Origin of the sequence: Ancylobacter sp., assembly GCF_965249975.1 — a bacterium.
Lineage (GTDB): Bacteria > Pseudomonadota > Alphaproteobacteria > Rhizobiales > Xanthobacteraceae > Ancylobacter.
This window is the reverse complement of sequence record NZ_CBDFNE010000018.1, coordinates 600,650-618,063: the sequence shown is the minus strand read 5'-3', so window position 1 is coordinate 618,063 and position 17,414 is coordinate 600,650. Positions and strand designations below refer to the sequence as shown.

At 66.8% G+C, this 17,414-nt stretch carries 14 protein-coding genes and 1 pseudogene; 10 read left to right on the top strand and 5 right to left on the bottom strand.

Features of this window, described 5'->3' with window-relative positions; genetic code table 11:
- Positions 1-154 precede the first annotated feature (154 nt).
- From ACP2AH_RS15790 to ACP2AH_RS15780, 3 genes and pseudogenes are all read left to right on the top strand, one after another.
- A complete protein-coding gene (locus tag ACP2AH_RS15790; protein WP_425106674.1) occupies positions 155-1,150 on the top strand; it encodes a TIGR03885 family FMN-dependent LLM class oxidoreductase in 996 nt (331 codons plus the stop codon).
- Positions 1,151-1,181: 31 nt separating this feature from the next.
- The gene (locus ACP2AH_RS15785) at positions 1,182-2,780 is read left to right on the top strand and encodes an alpha-amylase family glycosyl hydrolase (RefSeq protein WP_425106673.1); all 1,599 of its coding nucleotides are present in this window, start codon (positions 1,182-1,184) and stop codon (positions 2,778-2,780) included.
- 72 nt (positions 2,781-2,852) lie between these two features.
- Positions 2,853-3,541, top strand: a pseudogene (locus tag ACP2AH_RS15780) (IS5 family transposase); the annotation flags it as partial.
- A gap of 191 nt (positions 3,542-3,732) precedes the next feature.
- Here ACP2AH_RS15780 and ACP2AH_RS15775 read toward each other — a convergent pair.
- The 5 genes from ACP2AH_RS15775 to ACP2AH_RS15755 form a co-directional block, all read right to left on the bottom strand.
- The gene (locus ACP2AH_RS15775) at positions 3,733-5,400 is read right to left on the bottom strand and encodes an alpha-amylase family protein (RefSeq protein ID WP_425106672.1); all 1,668 of its coding nucleotides are present in this window, start codon (positions 5,398-5,400) and stop codon (positions 3,733-3,735) included.
- A 105-nt stretch (positions 5,401-5,505) separates the two neighbouring features.
- Positions 5,506-5,862: a cytochrome o ubiquinol oxidase subunit IV gene (cyoD, locus tag ACP2AH_RS15770; protein ID WP_425106671.1), complete on the bottom strand. Its 357-nt coding sequence runs from the start codon at positions 5,860-5,862 to the stop codon at positions 5,506-5,508.
- Entirely contained in the window at positions 5,859-6,491 is a 633-nt protein-coding gene (locus ACP2AH_RS15765; protein WP_425106670.1) for a cytochrome c oxidase subunit 3, read from the bottom strand. Before ACP2AH_RS15765 ends, cyoD begins: the two co-directional genes overlap by 4 nt.
- Positions 6,488-8,617, bottom strand: coding sequence for a cbb3-type cytochrome c oxidase subunit I (locus ACP2AH_RS15760; RefSeq protein WP_425106669.1), 2,130 nt, complete (start codon positions 8,615-8,617; stop codon positions 6,488-6,490). The genes ACP2AH_RS15765 and ACP2AH_RS15760 overlap by 4 nt, the downstream gene beginning before the upstream one ends.
- Positions 8,614-9,534: a ubiquinol oxidase subunit II gene (locus tag ACP2AH_RS15755; protein WP_425106668.1), complete on the bottom strand. Its 921-nt coding sequence runs from the start codon at positions 9,532-9,534 to the stop codon at positions 8,614-8,616. Before ACP2AH_RS15755 ends, ACP2AH_RS15760 begins: the two co-directional genes overlap by 4 nt.
- A 274-nt stretch (positions 9,535-9,808) precedes the next feature.
- Here ACP2AH_RS15755 and ACP2AH_RS15750 point away from each other — a divergent pair, with 274 nt between their 5' ends.
- From ACP2AH_RS15750 to ACP2AH_RS15720, 7 genes are all read left to right on the top strand, one after another.
- Positions 9,809-11,905, top strand: coding sequence for an FUSC family protein (locus ACP2AH_RS15750; RefSeq protein ID WP_425106667.1), 2,097 nt, complete (start codon positions 9,809-9,811; stop codon positions 11,903-11,905).
- Positions 11,902-12,135 carry a DUF1656 domain-containing protein gene (locus ACP2AH_RS15745; protein WP_244378850.1) on the top strand — a complete coding sequence of 78 codons (234 nt, stop codon included), beginning with the start codon at positions 11,902-11,904 and terminating at the stop codon, positions 12,133-12,135. Before ACP2AH_RS15750 ends, ACP2AH_RS15745 begins: the two co-directional genes overlap by 4 nt.
- Entirely contained in the window at positions 12,132-13,010 is an 879-nt protein-coding gene (locus tag ACP2AH_RS15740; RefSeq protein ID WP_425106666.1) for an efflux RND transporter periplasmic adaptor subunit, read from the top strand. The genes ACP2AH_RS15745 and ACP2AH_RS15740 overlap by 4 nt, the downstream gene beginning before the upstream one ends.
- Positions 13,011-13,312: 302 nt before the next feature.
- A complete protein-coding gene (locus tag ACP2AH_RS15735; RefSeq protein WP_425106665.1) occupies positions 13,313-14,695 on the top strand; it encodes a hypothetical protein in 1,383 nt (460 codons plus the stop codon).
- Between the two features lie 30 nt (positions 14,696-14,725).
- Entirely contained in the window at positions 14,726-15,538 is an 813-nt protein-coding gene (locus tag ACP2AH_RS15730; RefSeq protein ID WP_425106664.1) for a DUF4239 domain-containing protein, read from the top strand.
- 2 nt (positions 15,539-15,540) lie between these two features.
- Positions 15,541-16,428 (top strand): hypothetical protein, encoded by an 888-nt coding sequence (locus ACP2AH_RS15725; protein ID WP_425106663.1) that lies wholly within the window; start codon positions 15,541-15,543, stop codon positions 16,426-16,428.
- Between the two features lies 1 nt (position 16,429).
- Positions 16,430-17,338, top strand: coding sequence for a CDP-diacylglycerol diphosphatase (locus tag ACP2AH_RS15720; protein WP_425106662.1), 909 nt, complete (start codon positions 16,430-16,432; stop codon positions 17,336-17,338).
- Positions 17,339-17,414 lie beyond the last annotated feature (76 nt).

The following is a 17,414-nucleotide window of genomic DNA, read 5'->3' as shown; positions in this document are numbered from 1 at the left end:
AGCGGAAGCGCGCCGCATTGAATGGCGAAATTGGGCGGAGCGCCGGCCGCGCGGGCGGCGCGGCACCGCGGGAGGAAACACTTGGCCGGCTGAGGCGTTCTCCTCCACCCCGTGCGCAACGCCGCGCCCCCTCCCGCCCTTTCGGATCGGCTCCATGACCACCGCGCCCGACGCCCGCCTTCGCATCGGCTACCACGCCTCGCATGAGCAGTTTGCGCCCAGCGAGCTGCTGGGTTGCGTGCGCGCCGCCGAACAGGCCGGTTTCGAGGCCGCCATGTGCTCGGATCATTTCGCGCCGTGGAGCGCGCGCCAGCCGCATTCCGGCTTCGCCTGGAGCTGGCTCGGCGCGGCGTTGGCCACCACCTCGCTGTCCTTCGGCGTGGTGACGACGCCGATCGGCCGCCGCTACCACCCCGCGCTCACCGCCCAGGCGGCGGCGACGCTGGCGGAGATGTTCCCCGAGCGGTTCTGGATGGCGCTCGGCTCCGGCGAGGCGCTGAACGAGCGCGTGACCGGCCAGCGCTGGCCGGCCAAGGCGGAGCGCGACGCGCGGCTGCGCGAGTCGGTGGAGATCATGCGCGCTTTGTTCGCCGGCGAAACGGTGAGCCGGCGCGGCGGGCTGATCGATGTCGAGGAGGCCCGGCTCTACACGCGGCCGAAGCTGCCGCCGGCCTTCATCGCCGCCGCGCTGACGCCGGAAACCGCACGCCGCGCGGGAGCTTGGGCGGATGGGCTCGTGACCATCAACCAGCCCATGGAGCGGCTGCGCGTCCTCCTCGACGCTTTCCGCGAGGGCGGCGGCGAGGGCCGCCGGCTGGTGCTGCAGGTGCACGTCTCCTACGCGCCGACGCGGGAGGAGGCGCGCGCCAACGCCCATGACCAGTGGCGCTTCAACACGCTGTCTTCCGCTGTCGCGGCGGAACTGAAGCTGCCGGAACAGTTCGACGCCGCCACGCGGCTGGTGCGGCCGGAGGACCTCGACGAGAGCATCCTCATTTCCGACGATCCCGGCTGGCACGCGGCACGGCTGGCGGAATTCGCCGAACTCGGCTTCCACGACATCTACCTTCACAATGTCGGGCTAAACCAGTCGGCGTTCATCGAGACGTTTGGCGCCCGCGTGCTGCCGCAGGTGCGGCGCGGGGCCTGACCAAACCTGACCAAGCCCAAGGGAGGCGCGGATGGCGCAGACACGCTGGTGGCAGCGCGGGATTTTCTATCAGGTCTATCCCCGCTCGTTTCAGGACAGCAATGCCGACGGCATTGGCGACCTCGACGGCATCCGCGCCCGGCTCGACCATCTCGTGGCGCTGGGCGTGGACGCGGTGTGGATCTCGCCCATCTTCCCCTCGCCCATGGCCGATTTCGGCTATGACGTGGCCGATTATTGCGGCATCGACCCGATGTTCGGCGATCTCGACGCCTTCGACCGGCTGGTGGCGGAGGTGCATGGGCGCGGGCTGAAGATCGTGCTCGACTTCGTGCCCAACCACACGTCCGACCAGCATCCCTGGTTCGCCGAGAGCCGGGCCTCGCGCGACAGCCCGAAGCGCGACTGGTACATCTGGCGCGACCCCGCGCCCGATGGCGGACCACCCAATAATTGGATGAGCAATTTCGGCGGGCCGGCCTGGACGCTCGATCCCGCCAGCGGCCAGTATTACTACCACGCCTTCCTCACCCAGCAGCCGGACCTCAACTGGCGCAACCCGGCCGTGCGGGCGGCGATGCACGACGTGCTGCGCTTCTGGATGGCGCGCGGGGTCGATGGCTTCCGCGTCGACGTGATCTGGCACCTGATGAAGGACGCGGAATTCCGCGACAACCCGCCCAACCCCGAATACGCGCCCGGCGACGGCGACATCCGCCGCTTCCTTCAGACGCGCTCCACCGACCAGCCGGACGTGCACGCCATCATCGCCGAACTGCGCGCGGTGATCGACGAGTTCGAGGACCGGGTGCTGATTGGCGAAATCTACCTGCCGATCGACCGGCTGGTGGCCTATTACGGCGAAAATCTCGAAGGCGCGCATCTGCCGTTCAACTTCCAGCTCATCCATGCCAGCTGGACCGCCCCGCAGCTCGCCGCGCTGATCGCCGAATATGACGCGGCGGTGCCGGAGGGCGGCTGGCCGAACTGGGTGCTGGGCAATCACGACCAGCCGCGCATCGCCTCGCGCATCGGCGCGGCGCGCACACGGGTGGCGGCGATGCTGCTCTTGACCCTGCGCGGCACGCCGACGCTGTATTATGGCGACGAGATCGGCATGGAGAATGTGCCGATCCCGACCGATGAGGCGCAGGACCCGTGGGAGAAGAACGAGCCGGGCCTCGGCCTCGGCCGCGACCCCGAGCGCACGCCGATGCAGTGGGACGCCTCGCCCCATGCCGGCTTCACCAATGGCCGCCCCTGGTTGCCGCTGGCGGCCGACTTCGCCACCCGCAATGTCGCGGTGCAGATGCAGCAGCCCACCTCGCTGCTGAACCTCTACCGCGACCTCATCGCGCTGCGCCGCGCCCATCCGGTGCTGCATGCCGGCACTTACCGCAAGATCACCGCGCTGGGGGATGTGCTGGTGTTCCTGCGCGAGAGCGCGGCGGAATGCGTGCTGGTGGCGCTCAACCTCGCCGGCAATGCGCAGGAGGACATTCCGCTGCCGCCCGGCACGCAGGGGCGGGTGCTGCTCTCCACCGAGCCGGGCCGGGCGGAGCGGGTGGAGGGCCGCCTCTCCCTGCGGCCCTATGAGGGCGTCATCGTCGGGCTGGACGCGCGGGTCTAGGTCACATACCCATAAACGGGATTCCCTGCGGGCTGGTGTTCTGATTCACTTATCTCAGCCTTGGAGGTTGAGATGGCCCGCTTTGATCTGACGGATTTCGAGTGGTCGGTGATCGAGCCGCTTCTGCCGACGAAGGTGCGTGGGGTCGCGCGGGTAGATGACCGGCGCGTTCTGAATGGCATTTTCTGGCGCCTGCGCACTGGGGCGCCTTGGGCCGATATCCCGGCGCGCTATGGCCCGCATACGACGTGCGTCAACCGCTTCAACCGATGGCGCAAGGCGGGCCATTGGGCGCGCATTCTGCAAGCCGTCTCAGCCGCTTACGATGGCGATATCCAGATGATCGACGCCTCGTCGATCCGCGTTCACCAGCATGCCGCCAACGGCCAAAAAAAGATGGGCGATCCCGTTGCATGGGTCGCTCGCGTGGCGGCCTGACCACCAAGATCCACGCCCTTGTCGATGCTGAAGGCCGACCGATCCGCCTCAAGCTGACCGAAGGCCAGGCTCACGACGGGCGCTCGGCCGCCGACATGCTGGGCACGCTCGAGCCGGGAAACATCCTTCTCGCCGATAGGGCTTACGACAGCGACGCCTTGCGCAAAGAGATGAACCGGCGCGGAGCATGGGCCAATGTCCGCGCCATGCCCAACAGGGTCAAAACCTTCGCCTTCAGCGCCTGGGTCTACCGCCAACGCAACGCCGTCGAGCGGTTCTTCAACAAACTCAAACATTTCAGGGCCGTCGCCACCCGCTACGACAAGCGAGATGACAACTTTCTCGCGTCAGTCCAACTCGCTTCAATCCGCATATGGCTGCGAAGTTATGAGTCGGTCACCTAGAGCACGCGCCGATCAGCTGGCATCGCAAGCTGATCGGATAACGCGTTCTCTATCTTAGAGTTAGAGGGCGATTTACCGATCAGATTGTTTCAATCTGATCGGATCGCACTCTAGAGCTCCGTGCGCCGGTAGGCATAGTCGAGCCCGCCCATGCGGAACCAGCGATAGCCATAGGGCTCCAGCGTCAGTTCGTAGCGGCCCTTGGCGTCGCCCTGGGAGTGATCCTCGGACAGCAGGTTGACGAGCCGGTTCGGCTCGCCTTCCGGCGCCGCCAGGGTGAAGCGGACGCTGACCCCCTCGGGGTGGAAATTGTGCAGGAACACGGCGACGTTGTTGCGCCACTCATAGCGCAGGCACAGCACGGCGTCGTGGCCGACATCGACCACCTCGAACGCGCCCCAGCCGATTTCCTGCGTCTCCTGCCGGGTGCGGATCATCCGCTCCATCCAGTTGAGGAAGGAGTCCGGGTCGCGCCGCTGGTCGGCGACATTGACCTTTTCCCAGCCATAGGCCCCCTCGGAAATGACAGGCAGATAGGTCTTTTCCGCCGAGCTGAAGCCGCCCTGCTTCTCGTTCGACCATTGCATGGGCGTGCGGGCGCAGTAGCGTTCGGGAAGGCTGAGGTCGTCGCCCATGCCGATCTCGTCGCCATAGCGCAGCACCGGCGTGCCGGGCAGCGAGAGCATGAGGCTGTAGGCGAGCTCCATCATCCGGCGATCGCCCTTCAGCATCGGCGCCAGCCGGCGGCGGATGCCGCGGTCATAGAGCTGCATCGACTTGTCCGGCCCGAAGGCGGCGAACACCTCTTCGCGCTGCGCCTTGGTCAGCCGGCCGAGATCGAGCTCGTCATGGTTGCGCAGGAACAGGCCCCATTGCGCTGTCGCATAGTCTGGCCGCGTGGCGTTGAGCGCTTTGACCAGCGGCTTCATGTCGGCGCTGGCGAGCGCGTAGAACAGCGACTGGTTGACCTGGAAATTGAACATCATGTGCATGCGGTCGCCGTCCTCGCCGAAGTACTTCTTGTCGTCTTCGGGAAGGATGTTGGCCTCTGCGAGAATGATGGCGTCGCCGCGCCGCCACTGCAGGAATTCGCGGAAGGTGCGCAGCATGTTGAAATGCTCGACCGGCGTGCCGCCGACCTCCGCCCCCTTCTCCGCGATGACGAACGGCACCGCGTCCATGCGGAAGCCGGAGACGCCGAGCTGCAGCCAGAAGCCCATGATGCGCAGGATTTCCGCTTGCACGTCGGGATTGGCGGTGTTGAGGTCGGGCTGGAAATCGTAGAAGCGGTGGAAATAATATTCCTTAGCCACCTTGTCATAGGTCCAGGTGGTCTTCTGCACGCCGGGAAAGACCATGCCCTCATTGGCGTTTTTCGGCTTCTTCTTCGACCACACATACCAGTCGCGATAGGGCGAGTTCGGGTCCGAGCGGGCGGATTTGAACCAGGGGTGCTGGTTGGAGGTGTGGTTGACCACGAGGTCGATCAGCACCCGCATGCCGCGCTGCTTGGCGGCGTGGGTGAACTCGACGAAATCGCCCAGCGTGCCGTAGCGGGGATCGATGCCGTAATAATCGGCGACATCATAGCCATCGTCGCCGCCGGGCGAGACCTGGAACGGCATCAGCCAGATGGCGGTGACGCCGAGGCCGTGAAGATAATCCAGCCGCCGCATCAGGCCGCGGAAATCGCCGACGCCATCGCCGTTCGAATCCATGAAGCCTTCGACGGAGAGACAATAGACGATGGCGTTCTTGTACCAGAGGTCGGTGATCACGCGCGGCGCTCCCGGTGAGAAAGTCCCGGGGCGCAACGCTTCACGCGGTGCAAGCGTTCCTCGCCGTGTTACCGCGCCGGCCTCTCCCCGGAGGCCGGCGCGCCGTCAGGGCATCATGCGCATGTGCTGGTCGTAGAGAATCCAGATCGTGCCGGACACCATGATGAGCAGGATCAGCACCGTGAACAGGATGAGCAGGAGGTCGTCGCGGTGCGAGCGCTGAAGGTCGATGTGCAGAAAATAGCGCAGATGCACCACCGCCTGCACCACGGCGAGCAGCCCCAAAGCGGCGAGCGCGGCGGCGCCGCTGAACAGATCGAACCACACCACCGCGAAGGCGCCGGTGGTCAGCACCAGCGCCAGCACGAGGCCGATCACATAGGAGCGGCGCTCATGGCCTTCGTCCTCGATGTCGCTGGCGGGCCTATTGGCGGGCGAATCGGCGGGAAAGCGGTTGCTCATGACACCACCCCGTAGAGGTAGACGAAGGTGAAGATGCCGATCCAGACCACGTCGAGCATGTGCCAGAACAGCGCGAGACGCATCAGCCGCAGCTTCACCGGGGAGTTCAGGCCGAACACCACCACCTGCACCGCCATGACCGCCATCCACACCAGCCCGGAGGAGACATGCAGCGCATGGGTGCCGGTGAGCAGGTAATAGGCCGAGAGGAAGCCGCTGGCCTGCGGCGTGGCGCCGTGGGCGGTGATCATCACATAGTAGTCGTGCAGTTCCATGCCGACGAAGCCGGCGCCGAGCAGGCCGGTGACGAGCAGCCAGCCGAGCATGCCGCGCCGGTTTTCGCGGTACTTCATCTCCAGCATGGCGAAGCCGAAGGCGAAGCTCGAGAACAGCAGCAGCAGCGTCTCCAGGAAGGCGGCGGTGAGGTCGAACACCTCGGCGGGCCGGGGGCCTTCGGCGATGCCCTGCACGCTCATCGCGGCATAGGTGGCGAACAGCACTGCGAACAGCACCAGATCGCTCATCAGGAAGATCCAGAAGCCGAACAGCACCTCTTCGGCGGCTTCGTGGCTTTCGGGATCGGTTCCGGCGAGGTTGATGCCGGGATGGAGGCGTTCGGAAAGGCTCATCGCGTCACCTCCACGGCCGCACGGGCGGCAAAGGCGCCGGTGCTTGCTTCCAGGCTTTCCGGGATGGCGCGGCCCCGGTTCGCCGCCGTCATTTCCTGATCGCGGGTCACGCCCGGCGTGGCGCGCACGGCGGCGAGGAAGGCCTCGTTCGCCGCCTTCACCGCCGCCGCCGGCACGATCTCTTCCGTGTGCGTGGCGAAGGAGCGGGCGATCACCACCGCCCAGAGGAGCACGAAGGAGACGATCACCAGCCACCAGATGTGCCAGACGAGGCCGAAGGCCCAGGCGCAGGCGAACAGGCCGATGAGCGGCGCCGTCGCGGTGTTGCGCGGCAGCTCAATGTCCTCATAGGCCGCCGGCGAGCGATAGGCGGTGCCGTCCTTCTTGGCTTCATAGAAGGCGTCGCGCGCCGTCACTTGAGGCAACACGGCGAAGTTCCAGGCCGGGGGCGGGGAAGGGATCGACCATTCCAGCGCCCGCCCGTCCCAGGGGTCGCCCAGCGGCGCCGCGAGCTCGGCCCGCCGGCGCACCGATACGACGATCTGCGCCACCATGAAGGCGAAGCCGGCGAGGATCAGCGCCGCGCCAAGCATGGCGAGGGCGAACCAGGGCAGATAGTCCGGGTTCGACCAGGTGAAGGTGCGCCGCGTCGCGCCCATCATCCCGAGCCAGTAGAGCGGGAAGAAGGCCAGCAGGAAGCCGGGGGCGAAGCACCAGAACGAGGCGCGGCCCAGCCCTTCATGCAGCCGGAAGCCGAACGCCTTGGGGAACCAGAACTGCACCGCCGCGAACATGCCGAACAGCACGCCGGGGATGATCATGTTGTGGAAATGCGCCACCAGGAACAGCGTGTTGTGGACCTGGAAGTCGATGCCGGGATTGGCCAGCAGCACCCCGGTCATGCCGCCGAGGATGAAGGTGAGCAGGAAGTTGATGTGGAACAGCATGGCGGTGGTGAGGCGGATGCGCCCGCCCACCATGGTGAGCAGCCAGTCATAGACCTTCACCCCCGTCGGCACGCCGATGATCATCGTGGCGATGCCGAAAATGGCGTTCACATTGGCGCTCTGGCCCATGGTGAAGAAGTGATGCAGCCACACCGCGAAGGACAGCACGGCGATGCACATGGTGGCGTAGACCAGCGAGGTGTAGCCATAGATGCGCTTGCTGGAATAGGTGGCCACCACTTCCGACCACACGCCGAAGGCCGGCAGGATGAGGATGTAGACCTCGGGGTGGCCGAACAGCCAGAACAGATTGGCGTAGTTCATCATGTTGCCGCCGTCGCCATTGGTGAAGAAATGGAAGCCGGCATAGCGGTCGAGGGCGAGCATGATGGTGGCGGCGGTCAGCGGCGCCATGGCGAAGATCATCAGGATCGACGTGCACAACGTCGTCCAGGTGAACAGCGGCATGCGGAACAGCGACATGCCGGGGCAGCGCTTCTTGTAGATGGTGACGGCGAAGTTGAGACCCGTGAGCGTCGAGCCGATGGAGCCGAGCGACACCGCCCAGATCCAGTAATCCACCCCCTCGCCGGGGCTGAAGTCGATGCCGGTGAAGGGCGGATAGGCGCTCCAGCCGCCGGTGGAGAACTGGCCCACCACCAGCGAGACCATGATCAGGATCGCGCCCGCCATGGTCAGCATCAGCGAGATGGCGTTGAGCAGCGGGAAGGACACGTCGCGCGCGCCGATCTGCAGCGGCATGACATAGTTCATCAGCCCGGTGATGAACGGCATGGCGACGAAGAAGATCATGATCGTGCCATGGGTGCTGAACAGCTGGCCGAAATGATCCGCCGAGAGGAAGCCGCCGCCATCGGTGGCGGCGAGCTGCTGGGCGCGCATCAGCGCCGCCTCGATCACCGCGCGGGCGAACATCACCAGAGCGAGGACGATGTACATGATGCCGACCTTCTTATGGTCGACGCTGGTGAGCCAGTCGCGCCACAGCGGCACCCACCAGCCCTTCACGGTGAGCAGGACGACGCACGCCACCGCACCCAGCACGGCGATGGACCCGGCGCCCGAGGCGATGGCCTCGCTGAGCGAGGGATGCTCGATCATCCCGGCGAAGACGAAGGAGGTCCACTTGATCTGGCCGAATATGAGCTCCCAGTTCATTGCGCGGCCTCCGGCGTGTGTGCGTCATGCTGATGGGCGGCGGCCGGAGCGGCGAAGGCGGCGGGCGTGCCCGTTCCCGCCGGCGCTCCGTGGCCCTGATGGCCTCCGGCCATGCCGGGGGCGAAGCTGGCGATGATCTGGTCGAACAGGCCCGGCGTGAACCGGCCATAAATGACGGGTTCGTTCACCACGGAAGGCGGCAGCAGCTTGGCATAGGCGGCGGCATCGAGACCGGCCGGCTGCGCCTTGGCGCTTGTCACCCAGGCGGCGAAGTCCTCCGCGCTCACCACGCGGGTGGTGAAGGACTGGGTGGCGAAGCCGAGGCCGTTATACTGGGTGTTGCGCCCGGTGAAGTCGCCGGTCGTGTCGGCGATGAGGTTGAGCTGGGTCTGCATGCCGGCCATGGCGTAGATCTGGCCGGCGAGGCGCGGAACGATGAAGGACTGCATCACCGTGCCGCTGGTCAGCTTCAGCGTCACCGGCCGGCCCTGCGGCAGCACCAGCAAATCGAGCGTCGCCACGCCCTGTTCGGGGTAAAGGAACAGGAACTTCCAGTCGAGCGCGACCACCTCCACCACCAGCGGCGACGGCCCCAGCGGGCGATAGGGATCGTTCTTCAGCGTGTGATTCCACAGCGCCGTGCCGAGCGCGGCCACAAGCGCGACCGGAATGCCCCAGATGAGCAGTTCCAGCCCCCAGTTGAACTCCCAGTCCGGTCGGTAGGTGCCCTTGCCGCCGCGCCGGTAGCGCAGCAGTACGAGCGGCAGGGCGACGAACATCGGCACGATGACGATGAGCATCAGCGCGCTGATCGTGCCGAAATGCGAGAGCTGCGCCGCCGCCACCGGCCCGGCGGGTTCGAGAAAGCCCGCGGCGGAGGCCGCGCATGGCATGGCCAGGGCCGGCAGCCCGGCCATCAATCCCCTCAACCTCAACACTGCCCCCTTGCGACTAGTCGCGCGCCTCTCATGTGAAGACATCGACCCGTTCCCCGCTTGCAGGAAAGCACGAAAGCCGACGGAATTCACCGTCCCGCGCTGTGCAGATTGCGGAAAACGCGTGACCGCTGCATGGCGGCAGCGTGGCCGAGGGGTAGCTTGCTCCCTCTGGCGGGAGGAGAGGAAGGCTGTTCATTCAGGGCAGGATGGCTATAATCGCGCGACGCAGCGTCACGTTGAAGGCAGGTTCTAGGTGCGACTTAGTCACTCTTTGCCGCGTGACAATAGACCCGGATTTCTACTGAATCCGAACTGGCGCACTCTTCTTTTCTCTTCGCGCCTTGCGGTGGCGGCCATCGTCGCGCTCGCCCTTGCTTACTGGCTTGAGCTTCAGGAGCCGCAATGGGCGATCCTGACGGTCTATCTGCTCACCCAGTCCTCGACCGGGGCGGCGCTGGCCAAAGGCGCGTTCCGCTTTCTCGGTACGATCCTCGCCGCGCTGTATGGCCTCACGGCCGTCAAGCTGTTCTCGCAGGACCCGTTGCTCCTCGTCGGCAGCGCGATGGGCTGGACCTTCCTGTGCTATTACGGCGCGGCGCGGGCGCGCAATTTCACCGCCTATGGCTTCATGCTGGCGGGCTTCACCGGGCTGCTGGTGACCTTTCAGGGCGCGGCCGCGCCCGATTCGGCCTGGCTGGTAGCGCTGGACCGGGTGAGCGAGATCAGCATCGGCATTGCCTGCGCAACGCTCGCCGGCGCGCTGGTGATGCCGGACCATGCCGGCACGCAGCTGCGCGGGCTGATGGCCACATCGCGCCGCGCCCTTGCCGCCCATTGCGCCCTCGTCCTGCGCGGGGCGAGCCCCGGCGCGCGGGTGATCGACGACCGCAACGCCCTGCTGCCGCTGCTGGTGAAGTTCGACGCGCTCCGCTCCTATAGCCGGTTCGAGGCGGCGGAGATGCGCGCCGACCCTGCCCGCATGGACGCGGTCACGGTGCGCTTTCTCGACGTGCTGGCGCAGGCGCGCCTGCTGCATCTGCAACTCGCCGCGGGCGGCCTGGGCGACACGCCGGAACTTGCCCCGGTGCGGGCGGCGCTGGAGCGGGCGGCGGCGGTGCTGGCGCGCGGCGCGGCGGAGCCTGCCCTGCCGGAGAGCCGCGCGCGCTGCGCCGAACTGTCCCGGCTGCGCCGCGACCTCGCCGCCCTCGCCCGCCGGTTCGCGCAGACGGAACACGATCTGCCCCTCGAGGCGCGGGCGCAGGCCGTGCTGATCTGCCGGCAGGCGGCGGAGATGATCCGCGGCCTCGCGCTGCTGTTCGCGGCCGAGCGCGCGGTGTTCCGGCCGCACCCCGCCCGCCCCGCGCCGCGAGGGGAGGCGCATCACGCCGCCCACGCCTCCGCCCTGTTGCAGGGGGCAAGGGCCGCCCTGGCGTTGCTGGTGTTCTGCGCCATCTGGTACGCGACGCAATGGGATCAGGGCCTTGCCGGCATCACCGGGCTCGCGCTGATGAATTATCAATGCGTGAACAATGACGATCCGGTGAAGCTCGGCTGGCCCTATTTGCGGGCGGTGGCGGCCGCGTGCCTCGCCGCCTATGCCACGATGGGCTTCATCTATCCCTGGCTCGAAGGCTTCGAGGCGCTGGCGCTGTTCCTGCTGGCGGTGCTGGTGCCGGCGGGGCTCCTCATCGGCACCCCGCGCTATGCCCGCGCGGCGGGCACTTTCACCATCTTCTATGTCGCGGCGGCGGCGACGGGGAACGTCTTCACCCCCGATCCGCTGGCCTTGGCCAATTTCTGCTTCGCCCTCGCCTTCGGCATGTTCGTCTGCCTCATGGTGGCGCGCCTCGTGCCGGTGACGGCGGAGGGCGCCCGCCACCGCGTGGTGGCGCGCACGCGGGCTGTGCTGCTGCCCGAGGTGGCGCGCGGCCTGCGGCCCGCCGCGCCGGCGTCGCGCGAGATGCTGGAATCGCTCGGCGCGCTGCTGCCGCAGATGTCGCTGGCGCGTCCCACCCATGACGTGCTGGCGCGGGGCCTGCTGGCCTGTGCCGCCAGTGCGCGGGAACTCGGCAGGTTCAAGCGGATCGCCCACAGCCCGGCTCTGCCGGTGCGGCTGCGCGGGACACTGCGCGACGGGCTTGCCAGTTTCGCCACCGCTGCCGGCGGGCCGCCCCGGGCGGCTGAGGAGGCTCTGGCGCGAATAAGGTCCGGGCTGGCGGGGGAGATGCGGCCGGAAGGCCCGGCGTCGCCGCTGCTGGTGGAGGCGGCGGCTGGCCTGCGCTTTCTGGAGGACCGGTTGAGCCGCGACCACGCCTTCCGCGCCTTGGTCTTTGGCGAGGAACGCGCATGACGTGGAATCCGCTGTTTCACACTCTCGATCTCTTCGGCTTCTACCTGCCGCCGGTGCTGCTCTGGGCGCTGGTGGCCCTGCTGCCCTTCTTCGCCCTGAGCCGGCTGGCGCAGGCATGCGGGCTCTACGCCTTCGTCTGGCATCGTCCGCTGTTCGATGCCGCACTCTATGTAATCGTTCTGGTGGCCCTCACCCTCGGGCTGCCGCTTCTGACAGGAGGGCCGGCATGAGCGGGCGCAGCGTGATCCGTGTCGCGGTAACGGTCGCCACCGTCGCCGTCGCCGCCTTCGCGGGGTGGCAGTTCTGGACCTACTACCTGCTCTCGCCCTGGACCCGCGACGCGCGGGTGCTGGCCGATGTGCTGCGCGTGGCGCCCGATGTGTCGGGCCTCATCAGCACCATCCATGTGCGCGATAACCAGACCGTGCAGAAGGGCGACCTTCTGTTCGAGATCGACCCGGAGAGGTTTCAGGCCGCGCTGAATCTCGCCCGCGCCGATGTGGCGATGAAGGCGGAGGCGGCGGCGCTGGCGCAGGAAAATGCCCGCCGCTTCCAGACCCTGCAGCGCGAGGACAGCCCCGGCTTTTCCATCGAGGCCGGCGAGAGCATGCAGACCCGTGCGGCCGAAGCGGCGGCGGCGCTGCGGGTGGCGCAGGCTGAACTCACCATCGCGGAGATCAATATGCGCCGCAGCCGCGTGCATGCGGCGGTGGGCGGCTATGTCACCAATCTGACCGCCGTCGCTGGCGACTTCGCCACGGCGGGGCAGGGTGTGCTGGCGATCGTCGATTCCAGCTCCTTCTATGTCTATGGCTACTTCATGGAAACCAAGGTGCCGCAGATCCGGGTGGGTGCCCCGGCCAAGGTGGAACTGATGGCGGGAAATATGGTGCTCGACGGCGTGGTGGAAGGCATGGCGCGCGCCATCGCCAATCCCGACGACGCGGCCGGCCTGCTGGCGCGGGTCGATCCGCAGTTCAGCTGGATTCGCCTTGCCCAGCGCCTTCCGGTGCGGATCAAGCTGGAAACGCTGCCGCCCGATGTGCGCCTCGCCGCCGGCATGTCGGCGACCGTGGTGATAAAGCCGGCGGGGGAGGCGCCGTAGCCTCTCGAACGGTATGTTGAGCAGGACACGTCCGGGCGGCCCGGCACTGACCGCCGCGCCGTGACGTTGCTGCGGCGGCAGCGCGGCGGCCCCGCGTTGAACAACCGTGCATCGCTTGTCGCATTTCCGGTGGAGTGTTACCGTACTAACGAAGCGATTGTGGGCGCTTCAGCTCGGTGGGCTTGGGACTGGGATGCGGCATCGCCCGCGCCATCGACGTCGTCGGCCCTGCGCCTCCGGCGTCGATGACGTTCCCCTGGCTCGTCCGTGGTTTCCAGTGTATCCGTGGTCGGGCAGGGGCGATGGGCAGCAGTTCCTGGGATTTCGTTACGTTCGTCAGGCAATATCTGAGATATGATCTTCGCCGGGAGCTCATCGCCTGGTGGAAGATCGCGAAATTCTACCTGCCCATCGGGCTTGTCGTCGCGGTCCTTGCGCTGGCGGTGCTGGTCTATATCGAGCCCTTTCCGAGAAGCGCCACGGTTCTGGCTATCGGCCAGCGCGGCACGCTCAGCCGCGATCTCGGCGACGCCTTCCAGTCCTATTTCGAGCGCCATGGGCTGACCCTCGACATCCGCAGCCGAGCCGGTCTCGACGCCGTTGAAAAGGACATTCACGACCCCGGCTCGGACATCAATGCCAGCTTCGTCGTATCCGGGGCGGGGTCGGCGGCGGACTATCCCGACCTCGTCTCGCTCGGCAATGTGGCGATCGCGCCGGCCTGGCTGTTCTATCGCGGCGACACGGTGAAGGTCGACGATCCCTTCCAGTATTACCGCGACAAGCCGATCGCCGTCGGCGCGCCGGGCACGGTGAGCGCGCGGCTGTTCGCCACCCTGATGGACCTCAACAATCCCGGCACGGGGGACCTGCCGAACTTCCTCAAGTTGCCGAACCAGGAGGCGGTCGCGCAGCTGCGCGCCGGCACCATCGACGCGCTGTTCATCGTCGATGGCTTCGCCTCGCCGGTGATCCAGCAATTGCTGCGCGATCCCGCCATCAAGCTGATGAACTTTCCGCTTGTCGATGCCTATGTCCGGCGCCTGCCTTTCCTGCGCAAGGTGACGGTGCCGCGGGGCGCCATCGACATTGGAGATGTGCGGCCGGAGAGCGACATTGCCCTGCTCGCCTCCTCGGTGAATCTGCTGGTGGAGAAGGACACCCACCCCGCGGTGCAGTGGGCCTTTCTCCTCGCGACGCGCGAAATCGCCCTGAAGTCGGATAATTTCTTCCCGGTCGCCGATAACCTTCCGCAATATCGCGACCGGTCCTTTCCGCTGAGCCCGATCGCCACCCGCTTCTATACCAGCGGCGTCCCTGGAATCTTCAGCTATCTCCCGCTCTGGCTCGCGGCGCTTCTGGAGAATGTCTGGATCGTCTTGCTCGCCTTGCTGCTGCTCGGGTTGCCGCTCTTCAACAAGATCATCGGCTATCGCGGCTTCGCCTCGCAGAAACTGCTCTGGCTGCATTTCTGGGAGCTGCGCTACCTCGAGGACGAGCTTGTGGCGGCGCGGACCGTGGGCGAGGTGGGCGCGGTGATGGAACGCCTCACCCAGCTCGACACCAAGACGACCGAGACCTGGGTGCAGGACGACCAGATGCGGCACTATTTCACGCTCCGCCGCAACATCAGCAGCATGCTTCAGGACGCGCAGAAAAAGATCAATCTCTTGCAGAAATCCTGAACGCGACGACCAGCCGGGGGGCGTTGATCCATGTATCTTTCCGTTCTTCAATACATGACGGACACGCAGCTGCTGGTGCTGATGCCGGCGCTTTCCTGTCTCGCCTTGCTGCTTGTCGCCCTTGGCGTGCGCTATATCAACGCGAAGTGGGGCTGGCTCGACTATGACAGCGACATCGTCGATACCGCGACCCAGAACACCATGTCGGGCGCCTATGTGGTGCTCGGCTTCGTCCTCGCGCTGGTCATGACCACGGCGTCCGGTCTCGACGACAAGGTCTCGCAGGAGGCGCAGGCCATCAAGAGCCTGAACGGGCTGCTCATCCTCGATGGCAGCCCGCCGGCGCTGGAGGCGCGCGCGGCGCTGCTGGCCTATACGAAATCCATCGTCACCGACGAATGGACCGTGCTGCGGGACGGCCATGGCAGCCCCGCGACCTCGAAGGCGCTGACCGACCTGTTCCGGCAGATCGACCGCATCGAGCCGCAATCGCCGAAGAGCGTCGTCATCTTCTCCAAGACGCTGGAGGCGGCCGATCGCATCGCGCAGATCCGCAATGATCGCATATTGAGCGTGACCAGCGCCTTGCCCGACATCTTCTATACGGTGAGCCTGCTCAGCATTCTCGGCGTGATCATCATCTGCGGCCTCCGGTTGATCGAGGCGACGCCGGTCCGGGCGATCACGCTGGTGGTCCAGCTGGTCATGCTGACGCTGATGCTGGGCGCCATCGCCATCATCGACCTGCCCTATCTCGGCGATACCGCGACCTCGGCCGAGAACCTGCAGGATGTCTATCACGCGCTGGAACGGCAGGATCCCGGTCTGCTGGGGAAACCCTGACCATGGCGGCGAAGGCGCTGGAACACCTTCCCGAGGCCATCACCGGCACGCAGCGTCTGGTGGCGGGCGTCACCTATGTCGTGACGACGGATGTGCGGGTGCGGGACGGCGCTAAACTGATCGTCGAGGACGGGGTGACGATCCTCATCCGCAACGGCCTCGTGCCGGCGAGCCCCATCGGCCATGCGGCGCTGATCTTCGAACAGGGCTCGGCGCTCGACGCCCAAAGGATCTCCATTCGCGCCTGCAATGCGCGCTTGCGTCCGGTGAAGACCGCCGACAATGGCGGCGTCTGGTTCTTCGGCGGCTACCGCAGCGCGGAGAAGGACGGGCTGGCGGTCGCGGTCGCCCGGCCGCACGCGGCGTCTTCCTTCGAGGCCGCCGTGATCGCGGCCTATTATCTCGGCCATGGCGACCCCGTTGCGCCGAGCGACGACCCGATGCTGGACGACCGGGACGGCTTTTCGCTCATGGGGGTGGGGCCGCAGGAATGGCGGGTGGCCGAGGTCCGCAGCTTCCATTCCGGCGATGACGGGCTCGATCTCACCAATTCGCAGATCCGGCTGGAGCGGCTCCGCGTGGTGGCGCCGGCCGAAGATGGGATCAATCTCAGCAGCAGCCGGCTGGAGGTGGCGCGCAGCCTGTTCGTCGACGTGGCGATGACGGAGACTGCCGACCGCGACATCTTCGATTTCGAGGTGGATGATGGCCCGAGTTCTGTCGAGATCGCCCAGCACTGCCATGTCGATATCAGCGGCGTGTTCGGCGACCAGCTGCATCTCATCAGCCCGGACATGCCCGTTGCCACCGAGGCGGAGGATGTGCCCTACCGCTTCAAGGGCTTCCTGCGCCAATCCCCCGCGCTGGTCTATTCACTGAACGAGGATTGACATGCGCGTCGGTGGCAGCGGTGAGCGCCTGCGCTACCTGCGTCTCCTGCTCGGGCTGACCCTCACGCTCGCCGCCGGGACAGGCGCGGTGGCGGAGCCGAGGGTTCAGGCCTGCCCGTCCAATCCGTCCGCGACGACGGGCCAGGTGCAGTGGACCTCGCCGCCTGAGGCCAACCAGCACGACAAGGCCCCAAAGCCCTGCGCGCCCTGCACCGACCCTGCCAACCGCGCTACCAAGACCTGCGCCGTGTTCCGCTTTCTCACCTCCGAGGCCTGCGCCAGCGGTCGCTGCGCGGATGCGGAAGGGGAGTTCGTGCGCCGCAGCCATGGCGGAGACGCGTTCTTCCTGCAATACGACACCCGCCACCGTGACCCTGCGCGGCACCCGCGCGCCCGCGCCGAGAATTGCCGCTTCGTGCTGTGGGCCGTCGCGCCGGTCATCGGCATCGAGGACGTGGCCGGCTATGCCGGGCGGAACTATTGGCAGGACGCCTATGTCGCCTCGCAGACCATGGTCGAGCCGCCTTTTGCGAGGAATGATCTCGCCTTCGCCATTCAGCCCCCTACGGTGCGGGGCCAGCACCAGTTTCACATCCACATCGGCACGCTGGCGCCGGTCTATAGTGCGGCGCTGGCCGGCCTGGCGCGCACGGCCGCGCGGGTCCGCATCAACAGCCTCGATTTCCACGCCCGGTTCATCGCCGTCCCGGCCGGGAGCGATCCCTTTGCCGGCCTCGATGTCTCGGGTCTCGTACAGGCCATGCTGCCGGGGGGCGCGGCGGATCTTCCGTTCTATGGCGTGATGGCGGTGGTGACGGATGACGGGCGGGGGCTCTGGATCCTCGCCGCGAAAGGATTCGAGCGGGCCGAGCTGAATTTCATCGGCCCCACGGCGTGCCGCCTGCGCTGAGCGCGGGACGGGGCCGTCGTGACCCGCGCCTCTGTCGGCGGCGATGGCGCCTGCGTTTGGGCTCGGACGATCCACG